We start from the raw sequence: 12628 nt of genomic DNA, 5'->3' as shown, positions 1-12628 counted from the left end.
TTTTACTCCGCTGTTCCATCCATACTTTCCGAAGCAAGAAAACGGTCATGACCGTTTTGTTGACCGCAAGCGGTCGCATCCACTTTTATGAAAAACGTCGAGACGTTTTTCACAGAAAAAAAGCGCTCTGTTTCCCCCAGTACGTAAGGAAAAACAAAGCGCGGATAGCTGAAAAGCAACAATCCTCACCTCTTCCTTTGACCCGAAGGAAATCAGTGTAAACGTAAAACAGGCAGGTCTCCTGGCTTGAGGATCATCGCTCTTCTTCTCCTTCCCGCTCCCGGATGGGCAGTGGATGGCATGATGCCTTGAAGAATAGCTACTCTCTTACAGTGGCGGGACCGCGTTGGCTTTTCACCAAACTTCCCTTTTAACCTTGCTCCTGCGAATCGGTTTCGCAAAAACAAGGACCTGTTTCTCTTCCATATGTAAATGTCATTCGTTTCGTTGACAAGCACTTGCTTTAATAATAGCAAAAGCTACCGAGGATTCAAGCAAAAGCTGCCGATTCCTCGCAGGTGTCTATTGGCAGAAAATTTAAGATAATGACCGTTTACTTACTTGACGTTTTTCGTTACCCTATTGGCAAAACAATCGAAAGTGGTGTGCAGTCATGCTATATCCTCCGATTCCAAAAATAACAGACATGGTCCTGCCCAGCCCACTGCCGATCAAGGAATGCGGCGAACTGATGATCCCTCTCTCTTCCCTTTGTGAACAAATCACAGTCTATCCAGCCTACTACCACGAAGGCTATGCCGGAACACAGCCAGAAGCCTTTTTGCGAGAAGGGGCAGCACGCAAGCTCGCCACGGCTGCCGCCCAACTTCCTGTTGGCTACAAGCTCGTCGTGTTGGACGGCTGGCGCTCGTTCGAGGTACAGGCATCTCTGTATGAACGTTTTCGTGAAGCTCTGCTTTTACAAGGTTGGCAGGAAGGACCCACCCTCACGGAAGAATTGAGCAAATTCGTTGCTTATCCAACAACAGACCTCTCCAAACCGTCCCCGCACCTATCCGGTGGTGCAGTCGATCTGACTATCACAGGGCCTGATGGCTGGCTGGAGATGGGCACAGCCTTCGATGATTTCAGTGAAAGAGCTGATACTCGCCATTATGAAGAACTCATACAGCCTACCCAAAAAGACATCGAGATTCGAGACAATCGCCGACTGCTCTATCATTTGATGACTACTGCCGGATTCGTCAACTATCCGCAGGAGTGGTGGCATTTTGAGTATGGTACGCGCACTTGGGGACAAAAAACGCAGCAGGAGCCGATCTATGGCGGGGTTTTGTCGATGTAACCACAAATACTCAAGTATTCAGCCGAAAAAGGCATGAGCCCGGTCTATACCGTACTCATGCCCAGATGGCCGCCCACTCCTCAATAAATTCCTGTACCTTTTAGCTCACTGGTATTTCAGAAGAAGCTGCTGAAACCAAAAGGCTTTTGTTGTATTCAGGTGACAATACAATATTTGTATAAGTTCCGCGACCAGACACATAGTGATAGGAATGCTCGACCCCTGCTGGGATAAAAATAGCCGCTGGACTCTCAACAGTCTTCTCTTCTTCACCGAGTTGAACATGACACACCAGCCCAGTGCCATCAGGTGCATCTCCCCAAAAGAGGAAGGCACTGTCACAATGATGCGCATGTCTGTCTACATGCTTTTCAGGAATACCGGACAAATCGCATAGTCCAAATATCCTTTGGATCACATAGAATGAGGCTCGCTCATCAACACGAGAATCCATCATAACCCAGCGTATCCCTGGACCGTCACGATGATACTGTAGCTCTGAAGCACCTTTGGGAAACGGCTTTCCTACCTGTAAGGAAACAGGTAGCTTTGGACTTCCTATTGGAGGACGCTTTTCTTCGAGAAGCCGTGTTCTTCCAATTGTTTCGGGAGGTAATGGCTCATACGCTTTGGAATTTCTCTTTACGGCTTGGACATGGTAAGTCGATGTATGCGTAAAGGCATTTTGCCCAATGATAGGGCGCAGTTCGTCCGGCCTATACCCTGTCGTCAGACGTATCGCTTGGACAAGCTCGGGAATTCTATCCAAAGAATATCGATGATCATTTCGCAGCTTTTGCAACGCAACAGTAAGCTGGATCAAGTCAGTAATGCCTGCTCTTTCACCGATCCCTAAAATTGTCGCATCAATGACAGAAGCGCCTGCATCAATAGCCGCCAGCGCATTCGCTTGAGCAAGACCGAAATCATTATGCAGATGAACTTCAATTTCGCATCCAAACTCCTCAATGGCACGAGTTACGATTTTTTTGCATGTATCAGGCTCCCAAATCCCGACAGTATCTGCCAAACTAATGCGATCTGCACCTGCCTGCAAAGCAGCATGACCTAAGCTGGATATCTTTTCCCACTCTGTCCGTGAAGCGTCTTCAATCGTGAATCTAACCTGTAATCCAAGCTTTTTTGCTTCGATAACTGCTTGTTGGACTTTCTCAAGTATATAGCTTTCCTCGTGATGTCTGAATTTGGTTTGGATAGACACATCATTAATGGAAGCCCATATCCCCACCCAGTCTGCTTTGGCGCGCTTTGCAGCATGTACTTCTTCAACAGTAGCTCTCGCATGCATTAGTATTTGCGCTCGTCTTGCCGATTGAGCCACTTTTCGGCAGATTTCTTCATCCAGAGCAGAAATTCCGGGATGGCCCACTTCTATGAGGTTTATTTGATAGCTTTCCAAGAGATGCAGTATGCGAATCTTGTCTTCGCATGTGAAGCGAACGCCTGCTTGCTGCTCTCCTTCTCGCAGTGTTGCATCCAAAATTTGAAACGGCTTCATTTCCAGCACATCCTTACGAGTTTACTTACTTTTTCAGGAATTCGTCTGTTTCACGCAAGAGCTGAGCACGATTTTTTTCATACAACACCCAATGTGTGGCATCTTTGATAACCACTTCTTGTTTTGCAGTTGAATTGGTCAGCTTATGGAAGAGGGACTTATCGGCAAAAAAGTCTAGATCTCCTCGAATGATCAACACTGGCGTCGTAATTTTCACCGCATCAAAAATGGGTCTGTCCGTCCATATGTAATACAGATCTACCAAAGGTCCCATTGGACGGCGGATGGACTGTTCAGATTGCTTGCTGCTGTTAGGATCAGCGTTTACGAAGACCTTGGATACAGCATTCATTGCCTCACCAGAAACCAGATCACGTTTATCTAGCATCATGTGCCAATGGTGCATGGCCTTGTCAAACTGGACAACCTGATATGCTGGTAATTGGGGATTAATTTCACCTGGCTTCCCTTTTGCTTCAAACGGAGTTGCCATCAAAGGCAAAGAAAAACCATGCATAACACCATAAAGCACGAGTTTTTCAATATCATCGGAATGTTCAGTCGCGTACATCCCTGCAACAACTCCACCCCATGACCATCCTACGATACTGATTTTATCCACTTGTCGGGTTTTCTTTATGTGCTGGACGACAGCCTCCAGATCTTTTACCGCCTCAGTAGCACGGACGACAGGAGCATTCTTTACAGGTGGTTGATCCATCTCAACTGGTCGAGTAGAATGCCCGAACCCTCGGAAGTCCATCGCCCAAGTGTCGTAGCCTTGCTTTGCGTATTCCTCCATCCAGGAGAATCCCGGAACATCGAAAGCTTCGGCAGTAGGTACGCTAAACGGTTCAAGAAACAACACAACCTCTTTGCTGACGAACTTTTCCTTGTTTTTCGCACTCATATGCCTCACATACAAGGAGACGTCCTGATCGATGCTTGGCACTTTCAGTTCTTCCGTTACGATCTCACTGGTTGATTCCACTACTGATTGAGCTTGTGTTTTACTATTTTGATGGGGGGAATCAGGAGTTGAACACCCTTGAACAAGCAGGCCTAAAGATATGACTAGCATAAGAAAATGATTTTTCATTTGATGATTGAAATTCATAGTTTGGCACTTCTTTCAAATTAGATTTAGAGGGTCCTAGAAATTGAAGATTCTCGACAGCAACGCAATGCATCCAGCTGCAATGATTAAGCCTGCGGGCAGCCCATTTGACAGTAGCACGGCCAAAAGTGTTCCAATTGTTACGCATATGAAAACAACCGGTTGATCTGGCAAAATACTTAAGCCTTTTCCCCCGACATAAGAGATGATAAAACCTGCTAAAATGGCTATCGTTGCTTTCCAACTGACCATTTCCTTACCAAGGGAGATGAAATCATATTTTCCTTTGGCAATCGGAATCAACAAGAATACCATTAGACAAAACAGACCCACATGGAACATTGGTTTTTGGATTGCATCCATGACAGGCACTGCTTTTAACAAAGATAATCCGAGCAGCAAGAGGGAAGCGTAGACGAGAACCAGATCCTTTGCCACTAATGACAAGATGGCGATTACCAGTAAGATAATGGTGGTATGCAACATAGGAGTCCTTATAGTAGCGTGTTATCCCAGCTTCCCTCTGCCGGGGCTTCCACCTGTACCATTTGGACGGAAGCTAAATTGACTTTGACTAGATTGGGAGCAACGGCTGGCAATAGGTTTGGTCTCTGAATGATTAGTTTGAATGCCTCAAAGCTAGCCAATACGCCGACGATATTCGCTACCGGAGCAAGCACTGCCCATGGAGCCTCTCCTTTTACATAGGCATCTGCCCATTCAGGCAAAGCGCCTTGCGATACGGAATACTTTGCACGCTCGTCTTTGATCTGACTAATTTTTTCACGCATCTCTGGTGTGAGAGGCTGTTTGTAAGAAGGGTGTCTCATGGCGACCTCATAGGGCAAGGAGTCCGGGGTCATGCACATGACTCCTCCACGGAAAGGTGGTGTTACCGCAATCCAGATGGAAGGAATCCCCATATCGGCTGCTGTTCTATGAATGATTACCCGTGCAACCAGATTATCCGTAGCATCTACAATCACATCTGTATCACCCAGCAGATCATGTGCATTTTCTTCGGTAACAAACTCCCTTGTTACCTTTACTTCCAGCTCTGGATTGATATCGTGAAGTATTTCCTTCGCTACTTCCGCCTTGGGAGAGTTGATTTTGCTGACAAAGCTGAGCATTTGGCGATTGAGATTACTTTCCTCAAACGAGTCTTGATCGATGACATGAAGCTTCCCTACACCCATCCGGGCGAGTTGAATCAATGTGATTCCACCCACACCGCCTGCACCTACCACCGTTACTCTTGCATTTCGCAGTTTGGCTTGCTCCTCACTCGTAATGATTCCGAAATTGCGGGTAAAACTATTGTTATATAATTGGCTATTTTCTATCAATGACACACGATCATCTCCTTTGTTCTTTCAAAATCGTTATAGTGTTGCATAGTTCCACGTTCCATCAGGGGGAGTTGTCACTTTTACCGGTGTGTCCGTATCTAGATTAATGAGAACTCCTTTGGGTGCACGTGCCAACGGTTCTCTGCCCGTCAAGATTTGCACGGCTTCATGAAAGCTGAAAAGCGATATGAGATGAGCGCGAACTGGTGTAATAATCCAGCCAGCCTTTCCCTCACAAAAATCCTCTGCCCATTCCTTTGGAGCTCCTTCTTTGACAGAGTGCCAGGCCCTGGCTTTTTTTATGTCAGCAATCTCTTGACGTAGCGCTTCATTGGTCAACTTTTCCCCTGCTCCTGGGATGTTCAATGCTGTTTCGTACGAAATGCCGTCTGGAAAAAAGGATGAGACAAATCCTCGGGTTGGGGGGCTCCCTGACATGCCCACGCTTGGTATGCCCAGCTCACGCGCGGTCCGGTGGATGATGACACGGGAGGGTATATCGTCCACTGCTTCAATCACCAGATCATGCCCTTTCATCAGTTCAAGCACATTGTCTTCATCAACATTTGCTTGGACGCATCGAATAGATATGTATGGGTTAATGGATTGAAGAACTTCTTCAGCCGTCGCCGCTTTTGATTTACCCAATGAATGTACCGTAGCCAGCATCTGACGATTGATGTTAGAAACCTCGAATTCATCAGGATCTACTCCGGTGACATGCCCGATCCCCATGCGGGCGCAAAGAATCGCTTCCATTCCCCCGACCCCACCGAGTCCAAATATGATGACCTTTCCGTCCTTTAAGCGTTTTTGTTCCTCAGTGGTATACACGCCAATATTTTTCTTGACCATTTCCCAATAAAACGAATCCATTTCCAATTCTTTTTCCTCCTCTTTCCAAATTGAATTGTCCATTTACATTTGACATTATAGAGTTCCAGTTACTAGCAAAAAAATAGCTCGTTATGACTATTAATTGGGTTTTATTTGAAATTTCCATGAACATAGGAGAAAAATTTTCAGCTAGAATAGACAAAATAAAAAGGCTTGAGTCCGGTACAATACCGAATCCAAGCCTTACACTCCCCTAACCTTACTGCATAAAATCCGCCATGATGATCTCCGTATCAAACGGCGTAATCCCTTCCTCCAAGGAAAATACCGTATCCGCCTCTTCTGCTTGATCAATCAGCGTCCCTCTCGCCTGTGCATGAAGCATGAACAACTCATGCAGGGTAGGCTTCACCAACGAGGTGAGCGCTCTTCCCATCAGCTCCACCCCTCCGGCATTGGACTCCACATTGTTGGCAAAACGCGGATCGGAATTCAGAGCGATATCCGTCCAAATCACTTTTCTCTCCACGAGATCCAGAATGACCGGGATACAAATCTGCGTGTTTGCGGCGAGATCAATCTTGTCCTGTACCGTCTGCGGCTCGAAAATTTCTCCTGTCTGTGGCGCCGACCGAATCATCCAGCCTGCGTAGCATTCAGGCAAATCGCAAAAAGGCTGACTCGAAAACGAATACAGGTTCATTACGACATATCGACCACCATAGCGGATGACAGAATCAATTCCGATGTCGATGAACTCGCACGCGCCTTCGGGAGCCTCCACAATATCCCCGCTATGGTACGCTTGATACTTGTCGGAACGCAGATTGGTATAAGAAATATGCTCCATGTACTTCCAGTCTTTGTTATAGAGTACGGCAGACAAATCGATATCGACTCTGCCTGTAGGGACATCGTTGACGATCCCTTCCCTCCACCACAGGAAAAAGCGAATCGTTCCTCCATCCGGGATCGATAGACGGGAGCCGCGTGCAATCGTGCGCAATGCCTTGCTGGCGGATCGCATCGAAAACGGAACGAGATGCTCCTGTAGTCGCGGATCAATATAGACGTTGCCCAGCGACGGCAATTGGGCAAAACGGTTCAACAATGATGTCCGGCAAATGTCCGCTGCCTTCTGTCTACTGTCCTCTTGCAAGCCTGGCACTCGGTTTTCGATTGCCTGTACTTTCGCCACTTGCCCTTTCGGAAAAAAGGTCCGCCATTCCCCGTAGCTATCCCGTTTGTCGAAGTGATTCATGACTTGCAAAAGAACTGGAGTCGATACACCATCCGCAATTTTCTCGAAGGCAGTAAGAACTGGGCTCCCCTGCTCCGTCAAACGCAACAAATGATCCAGACGACGGGCGAATTCCCCTGGGCGCTGTTCGAGCAGCTTGATCGCCGTATTCACATCCGCACGGACCAGCGCCTTCTCTACTTGGCTATTGAACGTCTCGATCTTGTGATTGTTGCGCAAAATATCGAATGCTTCTGCCGCTTTCGGATAGCGATCCTTATATTCAAACGGATGCAAGATTTCCCCGAGACGAATCCATCTGTTTTTGTAACGATTCATGTCTTCTACGATATTCGAGCTGGCTTCCAGCAGGCTAAGGAGTAGCCTTCTTTCCCCGCGTTTGAACTTGCGAAATTTTGCAGGCTCTGCCAAGCTCACATCTCCACCAGACAGCGCCACTGCCAGACGCAATACATCTGTTGCGGTCTTGTAATAATGGGCAAAAAAAGCAGCAGGAAGCTGGTCATACTTGAGCAGCAGGCTAGCAGCGATCGCCACGTTTTCCTTTTGAGGAATTTCTGCTGGCAGAGCTTCTGCGATTCCTTCATAGGCCTGAATCAAGCCCTCCAAGTCTTCCTTATCAGTAGCAGACAATGAGCTATTGGCGCGCAGCAAATTCATTCCTACCTGCAGCAGCTCTTCATCTGTGCCCAAATGAATCAGCTTCAGGCGAGATTCTCTTAGCAAAGGCAAACGTTTTTTCACTTCGTGCACAGGAAGATCCAATGTCAAATAATGAATGATCGCATTTACAAACAACTCACCCTCACTAGCCTCCATGACTTGCTTAGGAAAATTCGGATACATCGGCTTGTACTGGCGGGATGCCCCGATCTTTACTTTTAGCACAGCTACCACATCCGAATAGAGCGCAAAAAACTCTCCTTCCGACAGCGTCCGGATTCTTTCTAGCAATTCCAGTGAAAAAGTATAGCCCAAGCTCTCTATATTGCGCAAAGCCGCAGCTAAATAAGAGGTAGGCAGTTCATGCTGCCCCTGATGTACGATGATTTTATTTTTCCGGCGAAGGTAGATTTGATTTTTCATTGGCATCACGAAAAAAATCAGGAAACCTTTCGCTTAGAAGGAAGGTGTACAATAGCCTGATTTTTTATTCCTTTTTGTAATTTTTAACCATCTTACTTCAATTCTCCCTGATGGTAAAGCTCTCCTCAGGAACGAGACATAAATCCGTCCCCAGTCCTAATTCGATTTCATCCCGCTGCCCGTTATTCCGCATTCTTCATCCCTGTAAAGTGAGTAGCAGAGTACCAAAACTTTACTGGAGGGAGAACTCGATTCATGAAGCAATCTGTTAGGAAAAGTCATTCAGCACCCCCTTTCTTTCAAGGGGAGAAATGGTTAGTGTACACCGGCTTGCTCGGCTTCTTACTCGCTGCCATTTGCGCAATCTGGGTCATGCTATACGGGGGACCCGTCGCTCCCAATGGCGATGTCTCGAAAGCGTTTTCCTTTAATGCCGCACTCGGAATATTTTTATTGACGACAGCTGCAATCATTCCGTTATCTGCCCTCGGCACGCGAAGTAGAGCTTTCTTTCGCTGGTCTTATATCCCGCTTGCTCTCTATTCTTACGGAGCGGAAACCGTACAAAACTTCCGCGGTGTGGACCCGAGGTTCGTCAAAAATGGTACACCCTTCGACGTCGCCGTTGGTTCCATTTTTACTTTTGTGGCTCTTCTCCTGGTCCTCTTTTATGTATTCATTGCCATTCAGTTTTTCCGAAGAAAAGCTTATTCCCTACACCCAGAGCTAGCCATTGGCATCCGCTATGCCATGATTGCGATTATGCTCTCGTTTGCGGCAGGCCTCTGGATTTCATTCAACTATGGTCGAGTGGTCGGCGAGGAAGGGAATATCATTTGGCTCCATGGCATTGGTTTTCATGCTCTGCAAGCAGTACCTTTTGTCGCTTGGTTAGCGGAACGTAAAAAGCATGTATCCACTGCTCGTACTGGATTCATCCATCTCACGGGCATCGCCTACTTGCTCGGTTTGGCTGCAATCGGCTGGCAAACCTATCTCGGTCGTGCTGTTTTGGAAATGTCCGCATTTCCGATTATCGCCGCCTGTTGTTTCTTGGTTTCCTTTATTCCAATCGTTTTCTTCCTTCTCCAAAAGAACGATGCAAAAAAGCTCCACACTTCTGATATTCAGAACTAATTGATTCTCCTTATCATTCGTGATACTTTGTTACCAGTACCTGACATACGGTATCAGAAACGAGGAGATCGGACTATGACAGCACGTATTGGACTTCCTGCACCTGATTTTACGATGGACACCGTGACATTTGACAACGGATTTCCCCTGCCAAAGAGCTTGGTAGACTATCGTGGAAAATGGCTTCTTTTGTTCTTTTATCCGTTTGACTTTTCGAAAGTATGCCCGACCGAAATTCTCAGCCTCAATCGCCGGATCAAGGAGTTCACGGATTTAAATGTCGAGGTGCTTGGCATTAGCGGCGACAGCATACATACACACAAAGCATGGATGAGAGCAAGTGAAGGCATCGGTCCACTCTCCTTCCCTCTCGCTTCTGACTACAGCAAAGAAGCGACCATGGCATACGGTGTGCTGGACGAAGCAACCAAAGCTCCGCTGCGCGGCAGCTTCATCATCGATCCAGAAGGCATCCTGCAATACGCAGTCATCTCCAACTCCAAGGTTGGCAGAAGCGTAGATGAAACGCTCCGTGTGATCGAAGCTCTACAATCAGGCGGACTGTGCCCAATGGACTGGAAGCCGGGACAAAACACGATCTCCTAGCCACTAGACATAAACAAAGGCCGCATGATCACTTGCACAGGATCATACGGCCTTTTTCATTTTTTAATAGGCATAAAAAAATCAGGAAAGCAGTACCCCTAATATCGGATTGGGTTAGAAGGAAGGTGTACTATAGCCTGATTCTTTCACCATACCATTATTTATCTTCTCTGTAAATGATTATCTAGACGCGACCGGGTACGGAAACAAGTCAACCACACGCACAGTCTCCCCGCTTTCGTTGGTAAACACAACATGCTCTCTCCGAAGCTCGGTCGGGCTCTCCAAACCACATGCTGCCGCCAGCGAGAACAAGCCTTCCCTCAACTGCAAAATATAGTTCATGACACGCCACTGCTTTTCTGCTGGAACCAGCGCCTCCTGGTATTTGGAATCCGTCGTAGTGACTCCTGTCGGACATTTACCTGTATGGCATTGCATCGCCATGATGCAGCCAGTTGCAATCATGAAACCTCGCGCGGAGTTGACGCAATCCGCCCCCAATGCCATGGCGATCGCTACTTTGTCAGGAGTAACGAGCTTGCCGGAAGCAAAAATCCTGATGCGGTCCCGGACACCGAATTTCCGCATCGTATCATCGAGAATGATGAGCGCGGCGAACAGCGGCAAGCCCATTCCATCTGCCATTGCCTTGAACATTGCGCCTGAACCGCCCTCAGAGCCGTCAACCGTAATAAAATCCGGGTATATGGACAGCTCCAGCATTTTCTCAAAAAAATGCTCCAACCGCTTTGGATCGCCGACGACGATTTTCACCCCCACCGGCTTACCTCCCGCCTCCTGCAAACTACCGATGAAACGCAAGGCTTCATCCGGATTGCTGAGGAACTCGAAGCGGTTCGGTGAATTAACGGTTTGTCCCACAGGTACCAGCCTTGCTGCTGCGACTTTTTCCGTGACCTTGGCGCCCTCAAGATGCCCTCCGCGTATTTTGGCCCCTTGATGAAATTTCAGTTCGAACGCTTTGATGTTCGGGATACTTGCCTTTTTCTTGAATTCTTCGATGGAAAACTTGCCCTTGTCATCACGGAAGCCAAACATCCCCGGCCCGATTTGCGAAATAATATCTACACCTGTAGAGAGGTGAACTTCTGCAACGCCACCCTCACCTGTATTGATCCAAGAACCGCCTGCCATACGTGCCCCATACCCAGCGGACATGATGTAGTTTTCTCCCACTGCTCCAAAGGAGGTAGCTGAAGCACCGAACATCCCTTTTAGCCGCCAGGGCTGCCTTCTGTTTTCGCCCACGACAATGACATCCTCGTCATGTAGCATCCACGGCTTAACCTCTAGTTCCTCGATTAACTTTTCTCTTCTTGTAAACAGTCCCTCATGGGTAATCTCATACTTTTTTCCAGGGACGACTTTTTCATTATCTACCCGCAGCTCACTCGTTAGCCTCGGGAACATCGCATTGGACAAATAGAAGCCGGGCTTCTCGTAATCACGTTTTCCACCAAACGAGATCAGGTCGGTCCTGTACTTGGCCGCATAAACCATTCCGACAAAGTCAGAACGGGAGAACGGCTTCCCTTCTGTATCCGATTCAAACCAATACTGGCGAAACTCAGGCCCGAGCTTTTCCAGCAAATAACGCATCCACCCCAAAAAAGGATGGGAACGAATAATGGAGTGCTTCGGCTGTTTAGACAAGGCGTACATATATCCAAAAAATACAATTGGTGGCAGAAGAAGGATGATGATAATAACGCATAACAGAGTAGGTACCACTTGTGCTTATCCTCCCCAAACACAATATTCTAGTAAATCATGTCAAGGATAGGATGCAACAAGTTCTCTGTTTTTAATCGTATTTCTCATCATCCTCCCGAATTTGCCCATCTACGATTAATTCCAGCTCCGTTTCAAAATTCAGCATGATCTCTACAGGCAGCTGCTCTGCAACCTCTGCCATGTCCGGAAGAAGCAGTGCATCCTCTACCGTATCAGGCTTCGTCTCCAACTGATCGTACCACTCGCGAATGTGATCCATCATGCGGTAAAACGAGGCCTCAAACTGATTCGCATCGTCCTCCGCGTCGTCCTCGTGGCTCTTTTTCATCCGATTCCAAAATTCCAGCGTCGTACGCAGTGCTTTTTCTATGTTTGTATCCATTTATCGTCTCTCCTTTTCGTCTCTTCCTTCTCTCTCATTTAGTATGACCGCTTCGATTGTACAATGCCACCTCAGGTGTAAACCTCTCGATCCTTCCATTTTTTCATAATCGTTGCGTTTTTTGACACGTTTTATAGCCCGGTTGAGTCATACGAAAATGAAAAGAGGCTGTTATCCTAAATGTAGCTAGCAGCCGATGATCCGGCAATAAACAAGAGAGCTCTCTAGTGGAATAGGGGAGGATGCACCCTGTCATTACGATGGAAC

12 protein-coding genes and 1 riboswitch are annotated in these 12628 nt (G+C 47.3%); of the genes, 3 read left to right on the top strand and 9 right to left on the bottom strand.

Annotation, left to right across the window (positions count from 1 at the left end; translation table 11 throughout):
• Positions 1 to 2: 2 nt before the first annotated feature.
• Positions 3 to 182, bottom strand: a complete 180-nt coding sequence (locus HP401_RS19095) for a hypothetical protein (RefSeq protein WP_173606147.1) — start codon at positions 180 to 182, stop codon at positions 3 to 5.
• Between the two features lie 32 nt (positions 183 to 214).
• Positions 215 to 430, bottom strand: a riboswitch (cobalamin riboswitch).
• A gap of 183 nt (positions 431 to 613) precedes the next feature.
• Between HP401_RS19095 and HP401_RS19090 the strand changes: the two genes are divergently transcribed.
• Positions 614 to 1306, top strand: a complete 693-nt coding sequence (locus HP401_RS19090) for a M15 family metallopeptidase (RefSeq protein ID WP_173606146.1) — start codon at positions 614 to 616, stop codon at positions 1304 to 1306.
• Between the two features lie 100 nt (positions 1307 to 1406).
• Here HP401_RS19090 and HP401_RS19085 read toward each other — a convergent pair whose 3' ends face one another.
• The 6 genes from HP401_RS19085 to HP401_RS19060 form a co-directional block, all read right to left on the bottom strand.
• Complete coding sequence (locus HP401_RS19085) at positions 1407 to 2825, bottom strand: LeuA family protein (protein ID WP_173606145.1); 1419 nt, start codon at positions 2823 to 2825, stop codon at positions 1407 to 1409.
• 25 nt (positions 2826 to 2850) lie between these two features.
• Positions 2851 to 3942, bottom strand: coding sequence for an alpha/beta fold hydrolase (locus HP401_RS19080; RefSeq protein ID WP_173606144.1), 1092 nt, complete (start codon positions 3940 to 3942; stop codon positions 2851 to 2853).
• A 36-nt stretch (positions 3943 to 3978) separates the two neighbouring features.
• Positions 3979 to 4428 (bottom strand): DUF441 domain-containing protein, encoded by a 450-nt coding sequence (locus HP401_RS19075; RefSeq protein ID WP_173606143.1) that lies wholly within the window; start codon positions 4426 to 4428, stop codon positions 3979 to 3981.
• An 8-nt stretch (positions 4429 to 4436) separates the two neighbouring features.
• Entirely contained in the window at positions 4437 to 5297 is an 861-nt protein-coding gene (locus tag HP401_RS19070; protein ID WP_173606142.1) for a HesA/MoeB/ThiF family protein, read from the bottom strand.
• 30 nt (positions 5298 to 5327) lie between these two features.
• Positions 5328 to 6176 (bottom strand): HesA/MoeB/ThiF family protein, encoded by an 849-nt coding sequence (locus tag HP401_RS19065; RefSeq protein WP_012684960.1) that lies wholly within the window; start codon positions 6174 to 6176, stop codon positions 5328 to 5330.
• Positions 6177 to 6390: 214 nt separating this feature from the next.
• Positions 6391 to 8478 carry a TerD family protein gene (locus HP401_RS19060; RefSeq protein ID WP_173606141.1) on the bottom strand — a complete coding sequence of 696 codons (2088 nt, stop codon included), beginning with the start codon at positions 8476 to 8478 and terminating at the stop codon, positions 6391 to 6393.
• 255 nt (positions 8479 to 8733) lie between these two features.
• Here HP401_RS19060 and HP401_RS19055 point away from each other — a divergent pair, with 255 nt between their 5' ends.
• On the top strand, positions 8734 to 9615 hold the full coding sequence (locus HP401_RS19055; protein ID WP_173606140.1) for a hypothetical protein: 882 nt from the start codon (positions 8734 to 8736) through the stop codon (positions 9613 to 9615).
• Positions 9616 to 9690: 75 nt separating this feature from the next.
• The gene (locus HP401_RS19050; RefSeq protein ID WP_012684957.1) at positions 9691 to 10221 is read left to right on the top strand and encodes a peroxiredoxin; all 531 of its coding nucleotides are present in this window, start codon (positions 9691 to 9693) and stop codon (positions 10219 to 10221) included.
• A 180-nt stretch (positions 10222 to 10401) separates the two neighbouring features.
• Here the strand turns inward: HP401_RS19050 and HP401_RS19045 are convergent, their stop codons facing one another.
• Together HP401_RS19045 and HP401_RS19040 are read right to left on the bottom strand one after the other, a co-directional pair.
• Complete coding sequence (locus tag HP401_RS19045) at positions 10402 to 11976, bottom strand: FMN-binding glutamate synthase family protein (RefSeq protein WP_173606139.1); 1575 nt, start codon at positions 11974 to 11976, stop codon at positions 10402 to 10404.
• Between the two features lie 73 nt (positions 11977 to 12049).
• Positions 12050 to 12361, bottom strand: coding sequence for a hypothetical protein (locus HP401_RS19040; protein WP_064201762.1), 312 nt, complete (start codon positions 12359 to 12361; stop codon positions 12050 to 12052).
• Between the last annotated feature and the right edge of the window lie 267 nt (positions 12362 to 12628).

Source organism: Brevibacillus sp. HB2.2 (assembly GCF_013284275.1).
Lineage (GTDB): Bacteria > Bacillota > Bacilli > Brevibacillales > Brevibacillaceae > Brevibacillus > Brevibacillus brevis_D.
The sequence above is the reverse complement of the archived record's forward strand: the minus strand, read 5'-3'. Positions and strand labels throughout refer to the sequence as shown.

Coding starts and splice junctions, on each gene's coding strand:
- HP401_RS19090 (WP_173606146.1), top strand. CDS start 614: ATGCTATATCCTCCGATTCCAAAAATAACAGACATGGTCCTGCCCAGC.
- HP401_RS19085 (WP_173606145.1), bottom strand. CDS start 2,825: ATGAAGCCGTTTCAAATTTTGGATGCAACACTGCGAGAAGGAGAGCAG.
- HP401_RS19080 (WP_173606144.1), bottom strand. CDS start 3,942: ATGAATTTCAATCATCAAATGAAAAATCATTTTCTTATGCTAGTCATA.
- HP401_RS19075 (WP_173606143.1), bottom strand. CDS start 4,428: ATGTTGCATACCACCATTATCTTACTGGTAATCGCCATCTTGTCATTA.
- HP401_RS19060 (WP_173606141.1), bottom strand. CDS start 8,478: ATGAAAAATCAAATCTACCTTCGCCGGAAAAATAAAATCATCGTACAT.
- HP401_RS19055 (WP_173606140.1), top strand. CDS start 8,734: ATGAAGCAATCTGTTAGGAAAAGTCATTCAGCACCCCCTTTCTTTCAA.
- HP401_RS19050 (WP_012684957.1), top strand. CDS start 9,691: ATGACAGCACGTATTGGACTTCCTGCACCTGATTTTACGATGGACACC.
- HP401_RS19040 (WP_064201762.1), bottom strand. CDS start 12,361: ATGGATACAAACATAGAAAAAGCACTGCGTACGACGCTGGAATTTTGG.